The organism is Veillonella sp. S13054-11, from assembly GCF_002959795.1.
Lineage (GTDB): Bacteria > Bacillota > Negativicutes > Veillonellales > Veillonellaceae > Veillonella > Veillonella parvula_E.
Window position 1 is genome coordinate 312,541 of record NZ_PPCY01000001.1, and the last position, 16,465, is coordinate 329,005.

At 38.7% G+C, this 16,465-nt stretch carries 18 protein-coding genes; 2 read left to right on the forward strand and 16 right to left on the reverse strand.

Features of this window, described 5'->3' with window-relative positions; all coding sequences use genetic code 11:
• Positions 1 to 107: 107 nt before the first annotated feature.
• From rnc to VPHSUH08_RS01550, 13 genes are all read right to left on the reverse strand, one after another.
• The gene (rnc, locus tag VPHSUH08_RS01490) at positions 108 to 848 is read right to left on the reverse strand and encodes a ribonuclease III (RefSeq protein WP_105086563.1); all 741 of its coding nucleotides are present in this window, start codon (positions 846 to 848) and stop codon (positions 108 to 110) included.
• On the reverse strand, positions 848 to 2,092 hold the full coding sequence (fabF, locus tag VPHSUH08_RS01495; protein WP_105086564.1) for a beta-ketoacyl-ACP synthase II: 1,245 nt from the start codon (positions 2,090 to 2,092) through the stop codon (positions 848 to 850). Before fabF ends, rnc begins: the two co-directional genes overlap by 1 nt.
• A 35-nt stretch (positions 2,093 to 2,127) precedes the next feature.
• A complete protein-coding gene (locus VPHSUH08_RS01500) occupies positions 2,128 to 3,084 on the reverse strand; it encodes a nitronate monooxygenase family protein (protein ID WP_004693443.1) in 957 nt (318 codons plus the stop codon).
• A gap of 77 nt (positions 3,085 to 3,161) precedes the next feature.
• Positions 3,162 to 3,392, reverse strand: a complete 231-nt coding sequence (locus VPHSUH08_RS01505; protein WP_004693441.1) for an acyl carrier protein — start codon at positions 3,390 to 3,392, stop codon at positions 3,162 to 3,164.
• Between the two features lie 51 nt (positions 3,393 to 3,443).
• Positions 3,444 to 4,187 carry a 3-oxoacyl-[acyl-carrier-protein] reductase gene (fabG, locus tag VPHSUH08_RS01510; RefSeq protein ID WP_105086565.1) on the reverse strand — a complete coding sequence of 248 codons (744 nt, stop codon included), beginning with the start codon at positions 4,185 to 4,187 and terminating at the stop codon, positions 3,444 to 3,446.
• 1 nt (position 4,188) lies between these two features.
• Positions 4,189 to 5,130, reverse strand: a complete 942-nt coding sequence (fabD, locus tag VPHSUH08_RS01515; protein WP_004693437.1) for an ACP S-malonyltransferase — start codon at positions 5,128 to 5,130, stop codon at positions 4,189 to 4,191.
• Between the two features lie 11 nt (positions 5,131 to 5,141).
• Positions 5,142 to 6,086 (reverse strand): enoyl-[acyl-carrier-protein] reductase FabK, encoded by a 945-nt coding sequence (gene fabK, locus VPHSUH08_RS01520; RefSeq protein ID WP_004693435.1) that lies wholly within the window; start codon positions 6,084 to 6,086, stop codon positions 5,142 to 5,144.
• A gap of 15 nt (positions 6,087 to 6,101) precedes the next feature.
• Positions 6,102 to 7,097 carry a beta-ketoacyl-ACP synthase III gene (locus VPHSUH08_RS01525; protein ID WP_012864189.1) on the reverse strand — a complete coding sequence of 332 codons (996 nt, stop codon included), beginning with the start codon at positions 7,095 to 7,097 and terminating at the stop codon, positions 6,102 to 6,104.
• On the reverse strand, positions 7,081 to 8,109 hold the full coding sequence (gene plsX / locus VPHSUH08_RS01530) for a phosphate acyltransferase PlsX (protein ID WP_004693432.1): 1,029 nt from the start codon (positions 8,107 to 8,109) through the stop codon (positions 7,081 to 7,083). Before plsX ends, VPHSUH08_RS01525 begins: the two co-directional genes overlap by 17 nt.
• A 3-nt stretch (positions 8,110 to 8,112) precedes the next feature.
• On the reverse strand, positions 8,113 to 8,673 hold the full coding sequence (gene fapR / locus VPHSUH08_RS01535; RefSeq protein ID WP_004693429.1) for a transcription factor FapR: 561 nt from the start codon (positions 8,671 to 8,673) through the stop codon (positions 8,113 to 8,115).
• 305 nt (positions 8,674 to 8,978) lie between these two features.
• A complete protein-coding gene (gene rpmF / locus VPHSUH08_RS01540; protein WP_004693428.1) occupies positions 8,979 to 9,155 on the reverse strand; it encodes a 50S ribosomal protein L32 in 177 nt (58 codons plus the stop codon).
• 25 nt (positions 9,156 to 9,180) lie between these two features.
• Positions 9,181 to 9,693, reverse strand: a complete 513-nt coding sequence (locus VPHSUH08_RS01545; RefSeq protein WP_004693424.1) for a DUF177 domain-containing protein — start codon at positions 9,691 to 9,693, stop codon at positions 9,181 to 9,183.
• A 100-nt stretch (positions 9,694 to 9,793) separates the two neighbouring features.
• Positions 9,794 to 9,928, reverse strand: coding sequence for a rubredoxin (locus tag VPHSUH08_RS01550; RefSeq protein ID WP_004693422.1), 135 nt, complete (start codon positions 9,926 to 9,928; stop codon positions 9,794 to 9,796).
• A gap of 548 nt (positions 9,929 to 10,476) precedes the next feature.
• Between VPHSUH08_RS01550 and VPHSUH08_RS01560 the strand changes: the two genes are divergently transcribed.
• Both VPHSUH08_RS01560 and VPHSUH08_RS01565 read left to right on the forward strand, forming a co-directional pair.
• Positions 10,477 to 11,430, forward strand: a complete 954-nt coding sequence (locus VPHSUH08_RS01560; RefSeq protein ID WP_004697213.1) for a nitronate monooxygenase — start codon at positions 10,477 to 10,479, stop codon at positions 11,428 to 11,430.
• A 21-nt stretch (positions 11,431 to 11,451) separates the two neighbouring features.
• Positions 11,452 to 12,000 (forward strand): gamma carbonic anhydrase family protein, encoded by a 549-nt coding sequence (locus VPHSUH08_RS01565; protein ID WP_004693416.1) that lies wholly within the window; start codon positions 11,452 to 11,454, stop codon positions 11,998 to 12,000.
• A 93-nt stretch (positions 12,001 to 12,093) separates the two neighbouring features.
• Here the strand turns inward: VPHSUH08_RS01565 and VPHSUH08_RS01570 are convergent, their stop codons facing one another.
• From VPHSUH08_RS01570 to nrdD, 3 genes are all read right to left on the reverse strand, one after another.
• The gene (locus VPHSUH08_RS01570) at positions 12,094 to 13,332 is read right to left on the reverse strand and encodes a chloride channel protein (RefSeq protein ID WP_012864187.1); all 1,239 of its coding nucleotides are present in this window, start codon (positions 13,330 to 13,332) and stop codon (positions 12,094 to 12,096) included.
• A gap of 2 nt (positions 13,333 to 13,334) precedes the next feature.
• Entirely contained in the window at positions 13,335 to 13,832 is a 498-nt protein-coding gene (nrdG, locus tag VPHSUH08_RS01575; protein WP_012864186.1) for an anaerobic ribonucleoside-triphosphate reductase activating protein, read from the reverse strand.
• Between the two features lie 257 nt (positions 13,833 to 14,089).
• Positions 14,090 to 16,240, reverse strand: coding sequence for an anaerobic ribonucleoside-triphosphate reductase (gene nrdD, locus VPHSUH08_RS01580; RefSeq protein ID WP_012864185.1), 2,151 nt, complete (start codon positions 16,238 to 16,240; stop codon positions 14,090 to 14,092).
• Positions 16,241 to 16,465 lie beyond the last annotated feature (225 nt).

The following is a 16,465-nucleotide window of genomic DNA, read 5'->3' on the forward strand; positions in this document are numbered from 1 at the left end:
TCTATCATTATATAGATCATTATTCATCTACCATTATATAGATTATTACTCACATACTATATTAGTCACATACTATTATACAAAAAAAAGCGCCATTCGGCGCTTTTCTATTTATCAGCCATCAACTTTTCTAAAGTCAATTGAGCCGCATGTTGTTCTGCAATTTTTTTACTTTTACCAGAGCCGGCCTCGTAAGTAACACCATTAATTTCAACCTCCATATGGAAGGTTTTAGCATGATCGGGACCACTTTCACTGAGCAAATGATAGACAATATGTTTATCCCCATCACGTTGCACATATTCTTGTAATAATGTCTTATAATCTTTGCCCCGTTTACCTTCTAAGGCTTGTATGATATAGGTAGTTAAATGCTTTAAAACGAAGGCCATAGCCGTTTGATAATCTGTAGAAATATAAATGGCACCGATGAGAGACTCAAAGGTATCCGCTAATATAGAGTTTCGATCGTTACCACCGGAAGCGCGTTCTCCATGACCAAGCAATAAATATTGTCCTAGTTGCAAAGAACGGCTCACAGATGCTAAAGAATCCTCACACACTGTAGCGGCCTTAATTTTCGTTAAATTACCTTCAGCCATATCTGGATATGTCTTAAATAGGTATTCCCCAATAATAAGGTCCAAAACAGCATCGCCTAAAAACTCTAATCGCTGATTGTGATGAATATGCTTTGATTTATGTTCATTCGCATAAGAAGTATGTGTAAAAGCACAATCTATAATGGATATATCTGACACAGGTATGTCTAAACGAGCAACAAGCTCATGAAGAGATTCTTCACGAGCTTGTGTTATCTTACTCTTATGCGTTTCGATAGTAACCATTAAGCTTCATAACGGCGAATGCAAAGTGTACCGTTATGACCACCAAAACCGAAAGAGTTAGAAAGTGCACATTTTACTTTAAGTTCACGTGCGCCTTCACGAACATAGTCTAGATCCAAACCTTCATCAGGATTGTCACAGTTAATTGTAGGGTGAACTTTACCAGTTTCGATAGCCATCGCCATTACGATAGTTTCGATAGCACCAGCAGCACCTAACAAGTGACCTGTCATGGATTTTGTAGAGTTAACAGCGATATTTTTAGCGTGATCGCCGAACAATTCTTTAATAGCCAATGTTTCATTTTGGTCATTAAGGCCAGTAGATGTACCATGAGCATTGATATAGTTAACGTCTTTAGGATCAATACCTGCATCTTTAATTGCTAATTCCATACATTTACGAGCTTGAACACCACCTGGAGCTGGTGCAGTGATATGGTAAGCATCACCATTGCTACCATAGCCCACAACTTCAGCATAGATATGCGCACCGCGTGCTTTTGCGTGTTCTAATTCTTCAAGAACTACGATACCAGCACCTTCACCCATTACGAAACCATCACGGTCACGGTCAAATGGACGGGACGCCTTTGTTGGCTCATCATTGCGTGTAGACATAGCTTTCATAGCCGCAAAACCAGCTACAGCAGCCGGAGATACCGCAGCCTCAGTACCACCAGCAAACATCACATCAGCATCTCCACGTTGGATGATACGGAATGCATCGCCAATCGCATTTGTACCAGAAGTACAAGCAGTTACGTCTGTAATAACTGGACCTTTAAGACCAAGGCGAATAGATACGCGTGCAGATGTCATATTTGCAATCATCATAGGTACTGCAAATGGACTTACACGGCCAGGACCTTTTTCGAATAATGTTTCATACACCTCATGGATAGAGTCAATGCCGCCTATACCTGTACCAACTACAGTACCACAGCGATCTAAATCTGCTTTATCTAAATCAAGATCAGCATCTTCACAAGCAAGAACAGCTGCACCGATAGCAAATTCTACAGAACGGTCCATACGACGAGCTTCTTTCTTGTCTACCCCATAGTTTGTAATATCAAAGTCTTTTACTTCACCCGCAATGCGTGTTGCATAGTCAGATGCGTCAAAGCGTGTAATCGGCCCAATACCAGATTGACCTGCCAATAACGCATTGTAGAAGTTCTCTTTACCGATACCTACAGGAGTCACTGCCCCTAAGCCAGTAATTACTACACGTTTTTCCAATTATTCCACCTCTTATAGCTATACAGCCCTTTAAATTAATCAATCTCTGCTACTTGCTGTTTTAATTGAGCAAAGATATCTTTAACTGGCATAATCCTATCGACTTTTCTCATATTATTGCCAGAGAACACCAACCCCGTTTCCACATCACCTTGTTGTGCGCGAGAAAGAGCACGGATAATGCAGAATTTATGGGAACAATGTTTTAAACAGTTATCACACACCGTTGGAGGCGCTACAGTACCATCTAAAACAGATTCAGCAAATTTGTTTTTTATTGCTTGACCAGGCAAACCAACAGGACTTTGAATCAATACTATATCCTCAGGGTTTGTAGCTCGTACATACATTTTTTTCAATTCATCAGATGCATTACATTCATCAGAAGCAGCAAAACGGCTACCCATTTGAACACCACTAGCGCCGATTTTTAACATTTCAACGATATCATGGCCATCTAGAACACCACCAGCAGCAATTACTGGAATGTTTTTTACCGCTGCTACAACTTCGGGAACGATTTCTCGAGCGGAACGATCCGTCCCCAAGTGTCCACCAGCTTCACAGCCTTCTACGATTACAGCTGCAGCACCTAAACCTTCAGAAATGCGAGCTAATTTTGCGGACGAAACAATTGGTACAATAGGAGTACCAGACTCTTTGCCCATTGCGAACATATCTCTTGAAAAACCAGCACCTGCTACTACAAGATCAATGCCTTCTTCGATGGCAGTCTTTACTAAGCCAGCAAATTGAGTTGCTGCTACCATCGCATTTATACCAATAATACCCGTAGGTGATAATTTTCTAGCTAATTGTATTTCGTATCGTAATTCATCGAAAGGCAAGCCCGATGCCGCAATAAGGCCGATACCACCTTCATTTGCAACGGCTGCTGCCAAGCGAGCTGTAGACAATCTAATCGCCATACCACCTTGAATAATAGGTACTTTGGCCACTAGATTCCCAATGCGAAGTTCAGGGAGCTTCACTATCAAATCCTCCTGTAAATAAAACCGGTTGGGAGGCCACTCGGCCTCCCGTTCGGTTGAATTGTTAGCTTTACAGCTTATTTAGCAGAATCAATATATTCTACTGTATCCTTAACGGTTTTAATTTTTTCTGCAACGTCGTCAGGGATTTCAACATTGAATTCTTCTTCAAATGCCATGATCAATTCAACGATATCTAAGGAGTCAGCGCCTAAGTCGTCGATGAATGTAGAATCAATGGTAACTTCAGCTTCATCAACGCCTAATTGTTCCACAACGATTGCTTTAACTTTATCGAAAGTGTTCATTAGTGGTTCACCTCCTTTCAAAGTGTATTTATATATAGTCTAATTTTACAACTACATTACCATGCCACCATCAACATTGATGACTTGACCCGTAATATAATTAGCAAAATCGCTAGCAAGGAATGTTACTACTGTTGCTACTTCTTCAGCATCAGCCATACGGCCCAATGGAATTTCAGTAACCATAGCTTCTTTAACTTTTTCTGGTAATACATCGGTCATATCTGTGTTGATAAAGCCTGGAGCAATAGCATTAACTGTAATACCACGGCTAGCCAATTCTTTAGCACAGGATTTAGTAAAACCAATTACGCCCGCTTTAGAAGCAGCATAGTTAGTTTGACCAGCATTACCCATAACACCTACAACAGATGTCATGTTAATAATATGACCAGAACGTTGTTTCATCATGATTTTAGATACTGCTTTAGTTACCAAGTAAACACCTTTTAGGTTGATATCGATAACAGCATCAAAATCTTCGTCTTTCATTCGCATTAACAAACCGTCACGCGTAATCCCCGCATTATTCACGAGAATATCAATGTGACCAAATTCTTTATGAGCTTCTTCCACCATGGAAGCAACTTCATCTACATTGGCTACATTGGCTTTAATTTTAATGGCTTTGCGGCCTAACGCTTGTACAGCTTCAACAGTTTCTTGCGCTGCACCTTCGCTACCGCTATAGTTTACTACAACATCAGCACCAGATTGTGCTAGATTGATAGCTACAGCGCGACCAATGCCACGGGATGCGCCAGTTACAATGGCTACTTTACCCTCTAAATGCATTTTATCGAACCCCCTTCAAAAATTCAAGCGTTTTCTCTAAGGATGCAATGTCTTCAACATTGGCTAATTCCATATCTTTGTTAATCTTTTTAGTAAAACCTGTAAGTACTTTCCCAGGTCCCACTTCAACAAAGCGAGTAACACCAAAGTTTACCATTTCAGCTACACAATCTTCCCATAAAACAGGGTTAGCGGCTTGAGTAACTAAGGACTCTTTAATGTCATTGGCATTAGTCAAAATCTTACCAGTAACATTTGCAACTACAGGAATTTGTGCATCACTCACTTGGATCTTATCCAATTCTTCCTTTAACCGAAGAGCTGCTGGTTCCATCAAACGGCTGTGGAATGGAGCACTCACAGGAAGCATTACTGCACGTTTCGCTCCTGCTTCTTTCATTTTTTCAGCTGCTGTTTCCACCGCTGCAGTTTCACCGGCAATAACGATTTGTCCAGGGCAATTGAAGTTAACTGCTTGTACAGAACCTACAGAAGCATTTACTTCTTCACAAATTTCTACAACTTGCTCACGAGGTAATGCCAAAATTGCCGCCATAGCGCCTTTACCCAATGGCACAGCTTCTTGCATATATTCACCGCGTTTATGAACTACATATACTGCGTCTTTAAAGTTCAATACACCAGCTGCTACTAGAGCACTATACTCACCAAGACTATGCCCGCCTACGATATCAGGCGTAAAGCCTTGTTCTTTTAGGATTTCATAACAAGCTACGGATGCAGTCAAAATAGCTGGTTGTGTATTTGCTGTTTTAACGAGCTCTGTATCAGGACCTTCGAAGCATAATTTACTGATGGAGTAACCAAGTGCTTCGTCAGCCTCTTCAAAACGTTGTTTTACAATAGGATACGCATTATACAAATCTTGTAACATGCCTACTTTTTGAGAACCTTGACCAGGAAAAACAAATGCCGTTTTCATTAGGGGCCTCCTTATTTACTAAGACCTTGAAGATTCTTAATCACTGTTTCAGCTTCAGTCATGATATCTTTAATGATAGTTTCACATGGTTTAACATCTGTTAACATACCAGAAATTTGACCGATCATTACAGAACCTTCTTTTATATTACCATCAATAGCAGCTAAACGAAGTGTGCCAGCGCCTAATGCTTCCAATTCCTCTTTAGAACCACCACTAAATTCAAGGGATTTATATTTATGAGCTAACGCATTATCTATAATACGTACAGGATGACCTGTTGTTAAGCCAGTCATAACTGTAGCACGATCTTTTGCTTTCAATACAGCATTTTTATAATTTTCATGGGCAATACATTCTTCGGATAATACGAATCGTGTCCCCATTTGTACCGCTTTAGCACCTAATGCAAATGCCGCAGCCATACCACGACCATCTGCAATACCACCAGCAGCAATAACTGGTACATCTACAGCATCAACTACTTGAGGAATTAATGCCATAGTTGTAATATCACCTACGTGACCACCAGACTCTGTACCTTCAGCAATAATTGCATCAATACCGCCACGTAATAAGCGCTTTGCAAGTAATACTGATGCAACTACAGGAATAACTTTTGTACCAATTTCTTTCAAAGCGGGAACATAAACACCAGGATTACCTGCACCTGTAGTGATAACAGGAACACGTTCTTCCACAACTACTTCCATAACCTCTTTTACAAATGGAGACATGAGCATAATATTACAGCCAAAAGGCTTGCTAGTGCGCTCTTTTAATTTATGGATTTCATTACGGAAAATATCAGGAGGCATATGACCAGCACCAATAATCCCAAGGCCACCAGCTTCAGAAACGGCTGCCGCTAATTCTGCAGTACCGAGCCAAGCCATACCACCTTGAAAGATTGGATACTCAATCTGCAATAAATCACAAATGTCAGTCTTAATCATCTTGATGTGTCCTCCTTAATACCATTTCAAGACCAGGCTTGCCCATGTTAGGCCTGCACCAAATCCTGCAAACGCAACATTATCACCGCGTTTGAAACGTCCCTCGCGATTAGCTTCATCAAGTGCAATCGCTACAGACGCGGCAGATGTATTACCATACTTATGTAAATTAACAAAAACTTTTTCCATTGGCAGATGTAAACGTTTGGCTGCCGAATCAATAATACGAATATTCGCTTGATGAGGAATGAAGTAATCTAATTCGTTTAACTCCATACCAGCGCGTTCTAAGGATTTTAAAACCGTACGCCCCATCGTTTTAACGGCAAATTTATATACTTCAGGGCCATCCATATGAATAAATGTTAAGCCCTCTTCTACGCGTTGATCATTTGCCACCACAGCAGTGCCACCTGCAGGAATGCAAAGCGCTGGTCCGCCAGTGCCATCGGCGCCCATGTCAATACCTTTAATGCCATAGCCTTCAGGTACTTCAGATACTACTGCAGCCCCAGCACCATCACCAAAGAGGATACATGTACCACGATCATTCCAGTTTACTCGACGGGAAAGGATTTCCGCCCCCACGACGAGTACTTTTTTATAAATACCAGAACTAATATAACTAGCGGCAGTAATCAATCCATATACAAACCCAGAGCATGCCGCTTGTAAATCATAGGCTGCAGCGTTTTTGGCGCCTAAGTTCGCTTGCAATACACAAGCTGCCGAAGGAATAATCATATCTGGTGTTAAGGTAGCAAAGATAATCATGTCGATTTCCTCTGCAGTGACATTAGCCATTTGCATAGCTTTTTTTGCTGCCTCTGTCGCCATATAGGATGTATTCATACCTTCCGGTGCAATGCGTCGTTCTTCTATACCCGTACGCTCTCTAATCCATTGATCATTGGTATCAACCATTTTTTCAAGATCAAAGTTTGTTACTACATTGTCAGGAAGGAAGCTCCCAGTACCAATGATTCCTACAGGTTTATTCATCATAGTCATACTTTAAGGCTCCTTCAATATCCATCGTTTCTCTTATGTGTTGAATAATTTTACGCTCTACTAAATCACTAGCAATTTCAATAGCAGTTTTTATTTCTTTTGCTTTAGAACTACCATGAGCAATCATGAATACCCCATTAACTCCCAAGAGCGGAGCACCACCATTTTCTGTGTGATCCAAACGTTTTGCCATCTTTTTCAAAGCTGGCTTTACAAGCATAGCTCCTATCTTGGCGAAAATACTTCCTGCCATGATACTATCCTTTACTAATTGCGTAAGACCTGTTACTAAACCTTCCGCAAATTTAAGTACCACATTGCCTACGAAGCCATCACATACGACAACATCAACGGCACCTTTAGGAATATCACGACCTTCAATATTTCCTTTAAAATTGATAGTCTTCATACCCTCCAAAATCGGATACGTCGCCAATACGACATCGTTCCCCTTTGTGGCCTCTTCACCAATATTTAACAATCCTACAGTAGGATTTTCTTTTCCTAATAAAAGCTTAGCGTATTCAGACCCCATTAAAGCACCTTGTACAAGATGTTTAGGTTTACTATTAGAATTTGCACCAGAGTCTAACATAACTGTTATACCACTTACCGTTGGCATTGGAGTTGCAATGACAGGGCGGTCAATGCCCTTAATGCGACCGAGACCAAACAAAGCCGCTGCAACAGCAGCTCCCGTACTCCCCGGAGCAATTACAGCATCACAACGATTATCGCGAACCAACGAAGTAGCGACCACAACAGATGCATCTTTTTTCTTGCGCAATGCTTGACCTGGATGTTCATCCATGCCGATTACCTGGCTAGCATGATGTACAGAAATACGTGGATTCTTAGCTTCATTATTAGCTTCTAATATATCAAAAATTTGCTGCTCATCGCCGACGAGCACCACTTCAATGTGTTGATTTGCTCGTACGGCTTCAATGGATCCAAGTACAGTCTCCATTGGAGCAAAGTCGCCACCCATGGCGTCTATTGCAATTTTCATAATTTACACCCTATTCTCTACGGATTCCATAATAAATTTTGCGCGAAACACTTCTTTTATTTTATCTCTTATTATAACCCAAATAAAGAACTTATTACCTCGGCGACGAACAATTTCTGCTTTCGCTACCAAATTAGTACCAGATCCTACCGGGTTTTTATATTTTATATTTCCAACTTCCGCAGAGCAAACAGTCGTCCCCATAACCACTTTTGCAAGGGAATTTGCTTGCGCATATAAATACTGCGGTTCTACATATCCGAATTGATCTTCCATATCAGCCGTAGTACGCAACATAGATAATGCTTGGTGCCCCTCGGTGACATCAATCAATTCGCCAACCACTTCATATGATACATGTTCTGCCATTTCATGTGATTGACCTGTAGCCATAACACGAATGCGTTCACGCAATTCAGGAATACCCAATTCTAGTCGATCGAGACGAATTGTTGGCACACTTACACCAAAGTGTGTTGCCAATTCTTCATCAGTAAGAAATGGCGTAATATTCAGTTTTTCTTGTAACTGCTTCTGGCGCTCTTGCTTCTTTAACCGACTCATAGGACCACCTTTTATGACCTAGTATTAATATTACATCCTAAGTATATACAATAATTCCCTTATTGGCAAGACTTTTCATACATATAGTAAGATATTTTCATAGCATATACAAAATATAGTTGTTTTTTTATATTTTAGTATTATTGTTTATAAAAAATAAAAATGTGTCACCATCTTATAGAATAATCTTACTATAAAATAGTGACACTTGCTATTGATAACAAAACATATAAAAATATGAGTGTATATTTTGAAAGCATATAAAAAAGACGCCTACAAAGTAGGCGTCTCTCTCTGCTCACATATTAAGCATTAGCTACTACTTGTTCACCTTTATAGTGACCACATGTAGGGCAAACACGATGAGGCATCTTAGGTTCGTGGCATTGTGGACATGCTACATAACCAGGAGCTTCTAATTTCCAATTAGCACGACGACGATCGCGACGGCATTTAGACAATCTACGTTTAGGTACTGCCATTATCTGCACCTCCTTAGTACAATCATTAGGATAATCTATCATCTTTCTCATCAAGCAAAGCACGTAACTCTGCAAATCGAGGATCCACCACAAAGGATTCACAAGAACAAGGTGAAACATTTAAATTTGCTCCGCAATGAACGCACAATCCTTTGCAATCATCCTGACATAACACTTGAGAGGGCTCATTGATGATTAATGTATCCCTAATTAGTTCAGTTAAGTCAATTTCTTCTCCATCAAAAGAATTCACATCATCTGCAGCATCTCGACAATCACTAAAGATTTCCTCAAAGAAATCTTTTCGATAATGTTCTGTGGTATTTAAACAACGGGAACAATCATAATCGCCTTTAGACTGAATCGAACCTTGAACGATGTAATTTTGACCATCAAACCAAAACTCACCACTAATGGTTATATCATGACGGCTCCAAGGAAAAGCAGTTACGTCACCAAGCTCAGAGGCTGATATCGTATAGCTATAAGGAAATTTCTTTCCTATATGTTCTTTTGCTTGCTCTACTTGCAGTTTCATAATCTTACCTCGACTCATAATATTATAAACATGACATGGTGCTTTGTCAAATAAAAAAGACTATCTCAAGTGGACTCAAGATAGCCTTTTGGTAAGTCAATTACATTTTTTCGAATTGGTCTTTACCAACACCGCAAATTGGGCAAACATAATCAGCTGGTTGATCTTCGAATTTTACGCCTTCAACAGCTTCGTCATAAACCCAACCACATACTACGCATACATATTTTTCCATGTGTATTTCCTCCTTCACTTGAAAATTATTGTTTAATGTTTATCTTTAATTAATTCAGATACTCTATCTGTAATGTAGTATATCAAAGACATCGAAACTTTTCAATACTCATTTTCTTATTTTCTCATTTTTTATAATATTTAATAATCATAGATACTATGCGGTTTTCTACTACTTAACTCATTTGAAATATATTATCATTTAGTTTTTTTATCTTTAGACTACTGCTGAATATTTTATTTTAATCCAATAATTGGAAATTAATTTTGAAAGCATATTGTTTAAATAAATAACTATAATAACCTTATCTAAGGTGTACATAATTACTATATTATACTATTATATAGAGAAGAGATTATATGATTACATATAATCTCCAAATAATATTATGCTTAATCTCTTTAGTATATAAGTATATACTGATGAATATTCTTGACTTTATTAATACTCTATTTTTATATAAGAAAATAAAATCATTCTTATATAAAATTCTCGTATAAAGGTATAATAAAGTTTCAGTAAATCTAATTGTTATCATAGGAGGCTTTATGAGAACAGCATTAACACAACTTTTACAAATCGAATACCCTATCATCCAAGGTGCTATGGCTTGGGTATCTGAACACAAACTAGTTGCTGCCGTAGCTAATGCAGGTGCTACAGGTGTAATTGCTCTTGGTGGTCGTGATGCAGAATGGACGCGCAACGAGATTCGTGCTTGTAAAGACTTAACGGATAAGCCTTTCGGAGTCAATCTCATGTTAATGGCTCCCAATAAAGACGAATTAGTGGATATTATCATTGAAGAAAAGCCTGCATTTGTAACACTTGGAGCAGGCAATCCTGTACCATATATTAAACCATTGCAAGATGCAGGCATTAAAGTTATCCCTGTTGTCCCATCTCTAAAACTTGCTAAACGCATTGAAGAAGCTGGTGCTGATGCAATTATTATTGAGGGTATGGAAGCTGGTGGACATATTGGTAGCCAAACAACCATGTCCTTGATGGAAAATATTTTACCTGAGATTTCCATTCCTGTTGTTGTAGCAGGCGCTATCGTAGATGGTCGTGGTATTGCAGCAGCATTGTTGATGGGTGCTGAGGGTGTACAAATGGGTTCCCGTTTTTTGTTAGCTGAAGAATGCCAAGCCCACATAAATATGAAAGAAGCAATTATCAAAGCCACAGATACAGACTCTGTTGTAACGGGTCTCCTCTCCGGTCACGGTGGAGTACGTAGCTTGAAAAACGAATTCACTACACGTTACTTAGCTGCCGAAACAGATGGTGTCACTACTCCTGAAGAACGCACCAAAATGTCCCAAGGCACTAACAAACGTGCTGCTATCGATGGCGATGTTGTAAATGGTGCTGTACAAGTTGGACAAGGTTTAAACCGACTTACTACTATTGAACCTGCTCACACTATAGTACAAACAGTAATGAACGAAGCTATTATGTCTATTCGTAAAGCACAACGTCTTATTGAAATCGTATAGTTAATAAATTAGGAGTTCCTTATGTTACCATTTCACGGAAAATACCCCAAATTAGATCCCAAAAGTTGTGTTATGCCTGGTGCAGAACTTGCAGGTGATGTTGAACTAAAAGAATATGCTTCCATTTGGCAAAACTGTGCACTTCGCGGTGATGTAAATAAAATTGTAGTAGGTCGCTATTCCAATGTACAGGATAACTCTGTATTACACGTTGATGACGACAGGGCTTGCATTCTTGGAGATTATGTAACAATTGGCCATGGTGCAATAGTACACGCTAGTACTATCGAAGATAATGTATTAGTTGGAATGGGCGCTATTGTATTGAGCGGTTGTCATATTGGCTCTGGCTCTATTATTGCTGCTGGTGCAGTCATAAAGGAGAACACTGTAATCCCACCTAATTCTTTAGTTGTTGGAATCCCAGCTCGCATAGCTCGTACAGATGAAACGCAAATCGAACGTATTCACAATCAAGCACTAAAATATAAACACTTGTGGACTGTAGAATATGGCATGCTTCCTGATGCGGGTGGCGAGGAATACGATAAGAACGCCAAAATCGTATAATTACATATACATTAAAAGCGGATAGCTGATTAACTCAACTATCCGCTTCTTTTCTATATATTATATTTAACTTTTATTAACTGTTATTTATTGCTACTTAGCGCTATTTAATTTTGATTGAATAATTTGCTCTACCATAAGGGCTGTCCCCATTGTTAAAGCTATAGGAAACAACATCTCTACAGAGAAACGAGATAATTCAAGCATAAATACACAAGATGTCATAGGCATTTTTTGTGCAAGGCCTAAGAATACTACGGCCCCCACAAAAGCAGACATTCCCAAAGATACTGGCGCTATAGCAATAGCCCATACGGTACCAAATACGATCCCCAAAGTACTACCTAACATCATAGATGGTGTAATACGACCACCATATGCACCAGCGGCCAAAGCAAGTAAAACAGCTACCCATTTGGATCCAAATAAACCCAATGCATATGTCCATGTGATATCGTTCGTAAAAGTCAACTCATTGCCTGCTTTACCATTTCCAAGAATTTCAGGAAAATACATAGCTAAAACACCAATTAGTGTAAATGCTACGATAGAAATGGGAATCATTACAGGACTACTACGATGAATGGCGGGTAGCTTACTTTGTGTAATATTAAATAAAACAACACCAATTGCAATAATAGCGCCTAAAACGATAGAAAACTCTACATAATGACTTCCCAAACTGGGTTGTGCCATTGTATATTGTATAACATCTCCTACACCAGCTTGTCGCGTCACAAATGTAGCCAAACCACAACATAAGAGGGCTGCACTCATAGCCCGTATATTCCAAGTAAGAAGCAAAGTTTCTAATGTGAAAATTGCCGCAGATAATGGTGAATTATAAACTGCAGCTAAACCAGCGCCTGCAGCACATGCAATTAATAATTGACGGTCTTCTTGTTTTATATCAAAATGTTTAACTAAAAAGGTAGTAATACCAGCGCTAGCCTCACGTGGTGCAACTTCTCGACCTAATGGAGAACCAATACCTACCGTAATTATTTGCAGTGTTGCATGTAAAACAGTAGTAATTGGATTCATATCCATTTTACCAGAAACTGCCGTTTTTATATCTACAACGCCTTTACCATATCTGTGAATCAAAACCCAACCTACGCCACCTATCACGCCACAGACGATTAAGGGTATTAATCGTTCTATCGGTGATACTCGGGCCACAGCTGCACCAAAGCTCAGATGATCAGCAGAGGAGTAATTATATACGAAATGTTGGATTCCATGTAATAAATACGTATAGGAAGCCCCTACTAGCCCTGCTATAAAGCCAACTATAATAATGAGTCCTATAAATCGTTTATCATATATCATATTTACTCCATCGCTAATACAATTTCCCCAGCCGCTAATGTCTTTTTAACATCAATGATACGCTGATTTGAAGAACCTCTGAAGCGCAAAGCAGGATCCTTAAGTTCATCTACAAAGCGGCCATCTACGAGAATGTCGATTTCTTGTAATAAAGCACTTCGCAACTCATCTTCTAAGATATCATCTATTTCATAGCCGGAATAGGCCCAAATCTTCTTTTTTGGCGCCGCTGCTCGAACAGCTCTCACCACCGGTAATAAGCCTTGTACATTTTGAAATGGCTCCCCACCTAATAATGTTAAACCTGAACATGTAGGATTCTTCACATAGGAAACCACTAAATCTGTCTCAGCTTGCGTCCATACCTTACCAGCATTAAAATCTTGGTATTCTTCATTAAAACAATTATAACAACAATGTGTACAACCTGTTACAAATATAGATGTACGAATCCCTTCTCCATTGGCAATATCATATTGTCTTATTTGCCCATATCTCATCATAACCTCCATAGTAGTGCCTATCAACTTTAATCAACACTATATAGATATATTTCAATTTCTCATATATACAGTAAAAGCTGTGCCTTAGGCACAGCTTTTACCATTTAAAACTATCGTATTTAGAACTCTAAAATCGTATCTATTAACATACCCACATCATTAGATGTCTATGATAATTATATTAATCTATATAACAGTTTATCTTAATATGCTTAATATACAGGATAATTATTAAAACTATACCTCTAATAATCTTAAATGTGCATTACACGATCTTTAATTTCCTTTGTGCGCCCTTCATTCCAGAAGTTTTCGCCAAGGTATCCACAAGTACGACGGATAACAGTTAATTTATCGCGATTTGTATTGTGGCAACGAGGGCATTCCCACTCGTTATGTTCATTTACCTTAATTTCTCCATCAAAGCCACATTCGTGACAATAGTCAGACTTGGTATTAAATTCAGCATAAGAAATATGATCATAAATATATTGAATCATAGTCAAAACAGCTGGAATATTATTAGTCATATTAGGAATTTCTGCATAGGAAATACAGCCACCTGTAGATTTCTTTTGGAACTCAGATTCAAAGGAGAACTTATCAAATACATTAATCTCTTCTCGTACGCTTACATGATAACTATTAGTATAATAACCCTTATCCGTAATGTCCTCAATAATACCAAAACGAGCGCGATCCAAAGAAGAGAATCGATGGGTTAAACTTTCAGCAGGTGTACCATATAATGCAAAGCCCATGTTATGTTTAACTCGCCATTCATCAACAGCTGCATTTAAGCGATCCATAATCTTCATCGCAAAAACGCGACCTTTCTCGCCTGTATTCGATTCACCGGTAATTAAGCGAGTTGCTTCATAAATACCAATATATCCCAAGGAAATAGTCGCATAACCGCCAGTCAAGAATTTGGCAATTTTCTCGCCTTTTTTAAGTCTTGCAATAGCACCGTGTTGCCAATGGATTGGTGACACATCACTCACTACGTCCTTAAGTAATTCATAACGAAGCATTAGTGCTTTTTCTGCCAACTCAAGTCGTTTATCTAAAATTTCAAAATATCGTTCTTCACTACCGCGAGCTAGAATGCCAATTTGAGGTAAGTTTAAACTTACTACACCAATGTTAAAACGTCCATCAAACTTGTATTCACCATTTTCATCCTTCCAAGGAGATAAGAAGGATCGACAGCCCATAGGACTAAAGACATTACCTGAGTAGTTTTCCTTCATTTTCTTTGCAGAAATATAGTCAGGGTACATGCGCTTAGCCGTACATTGTGCTGCCAATTCAGTTAAGTAATAGTATGAACTATCTGGTGTTACATTATGCTCATCAAGAACATAAATCAACTTAGGAAAGGCTGGTGTAATATATACATCGGCTTCGTTTTTTACACCTTTAATACGTTGGCGCAAAATTTCTTCTGTAATAAGAGCCGCTTCCTTCGCGTATTCATAGTCTGGTTGGAAATACATAAATAATGTAACAAATGGAGATTGACCATTTGTGGTCATCAATGTATTGATTTGGTATTGAATAGTTTGGATACCATCTTTAACCTCTTTACGCGTACGTTTCCACGCTATTTCACGAGCCTTTTCCATATTAGGCTCCATGCCATAAATCTCAACTTGCTCTTCAATAACATTATTGAGGATTTTTTCATAAGATTTACGTACAAATGGTGCCAAAATACGGTCAATACCATTAATACTTTGACCACCATATTGACCAGATGCTACTTGTGCAATGATTTGTGTTGTTACAGTACAAGCAACTTGGAAAGACTTAGGTGTATCGATTTTTTTACCATTGATTACTGTGCCATTTGTAAGCATATCTTCCAAATTAATCAAGCAACAGTTAAACATAGGTTGAATAATATAATCCATATCATGGAAGTGGATAGCTCCACTATCATGGGCTTCCAAAATATCGGTAGGAATCAATTTACGACGAGCAATATCCTTAGATACTTCACCAGCAATTAAATCCCGTTGGGTAGATACAATAGCAGCATCCTTATTAGAATTTTCATCAAGAACACTGATATTACTACGATCTAATAAACCAATTACATCATCATCAGTTGTATTTTGACGGCGTTTAAAAGCTTGAACAGCTTTGTAACCTTCATAGGCACGTGCCGTTGCAGGATTATGATACTCAATCAACTTATAATACACTTGATCTTCAATAGCATAAATTGTCATGTCTTTTTGAAGCTTAGTAGCATATTCCTCAATTTCATTTGCAATACGCTGTGCCAAGCCCTCTTCGTACAACCCAGTACTACTATGTTCAGCTTTTTCAATAGCCAAAGCAATCTTGTTTTTGTCGAATGGTACCTTCGTGCCATCACGCTTAATGACCTGCAACATATTGGCAACCTCCCCATCTTGTTACTGCCAAAATATATGTTAAGAAGTATAAAAAGTATGTCTAATCACACTTTTTATAAATTTATATGTAAAAATGTAAAGAATTATTAGAAAACCCCTCTATTTTTACCGCCCTCTCAGTATACTATATATGGTGGTTGTTTTCAACCCTAAATACAATATAAAGTAAAAATAGGTCCCTCTATCTATGCCAATATGACATGG

What these genes read in the sequence shown, in the direction of transcription:
- VPHSUH08_RS01505 (WP_004693441.1), bottom strand. Translation starts at nt 3,392, where the DNA reads ATGAACACTTTCGATAAAGTTAAAGCAATCGTTGTGGAACAATTAGGC.
- VPHSUH08_RS01525 (WP_012864189.1), bottom strand. Translation starts at nt 7,097, where the DNA reads ATGACTATGATGAATAAACCTGTAGGAATCATTGGTACTGGGAGCTTC.
- VPHSUH08_RS01570 (WP_012864187.1), bottom strand. Translation starts at nt 13,332, where the DNA reads ATGATATATGATAAACGATTTATAGGACTCATTATTATAGTTGGCTTT.
- rpmF (WP_004693428.1), bottom strand. Translation starts at nt 9,155, where the DNA reads ATGGCAGTACCTAAACGTAGATTGTCTAAATGCCGTCGCGATCGTCGT.
- plsX (WP_004693432.1), bottom strand. Translation starts at nt 8,109, where the DNA reads ATGAAAATTGCAATAGACGCCATGGGTGGCGACTTTGCTCCAATGGAG.
- nrdG (WP_012864186.1), bottom strand. Translation starts at nt 13,832, where the DNA reads ATGAGATATGGGCAAATAAGACAATATGATATTGCCAATGGAGAAGGG.
- VPHSUH08_RS01560 (WP_004697213.1), top strand. Translation starts at nt 10,477, where the DNA reads ATGAGAACAGCATTAACACAACTTTTACAAATCGAATACCCTATCATC.
- rnc (WP_105086563.1), bottom strand. Translation starts at nt 848, where the DNA reads ATGGTTACTATCGAAACGCATAAGAGTAAGATAACACAAGCTCGTGAA.
- nrdD (WP_012864185.1), bottom strand. Translation starts at nt 16,240, where the DNA reads ATGTTGCAGGTCATTAAGCGTGATGGCACGAAGGTACCATTCGACAAA.
- VPHSUH08_RS01545 (WP_004693424.1), bottom strand. Translation starts at nt 9,693, where the DNA reads ATGAAACTGCAAGTAGAGCAAGCAAAAGAACATATAGGAAAGAAATTT.
- fapR (WP_004693429.1), bottom strand. Translation starts at nt 8,673, where the DNA reads ATGAGTCGGTTAAAGAAGCAAGAGCGCCAGAAGCAGTTACAAGAAAAA.
- fabD (WP_004693437.1), bottom strand. Translation starts at nt 5,130, where the DNA reads ATGAAAACGGCATTTGTTTTTCCTGGTCAAGGTTCTCAAAAAGTAGGC.
- VPHSUH08_RS01550 (WP_004693422.1), bottom strand. Translation starts at nt 9,928, where the DNA reads ATGGAAAAATATGTATGCGTAGTATGTGGTTGGGTTTATGACGAAGCT.
- fabK (WP_004693435.1), bottom strand. Translation starts at nt 6,086, where the DNA reads ATGATTAAGACTGACATTTGTGATTTATTGCAGATTGAGTATCCAATC.
- fabG (WP_105086565.1), bottom strand. Translation starts at nt 4,187, where the DNA reads ATGCATTTAGAGGGTAAAGTAGCCATTGTAACTGGCGCATCCCGTGGC.
- VPHSUH08_RS01565 (WP_004693416.1), top strand. Translation starts at nt 11,452, where the DNA reads ATGTTACCATTTCACGGAAAATACCCCAAATTAGATCCCAAAAGTTGT.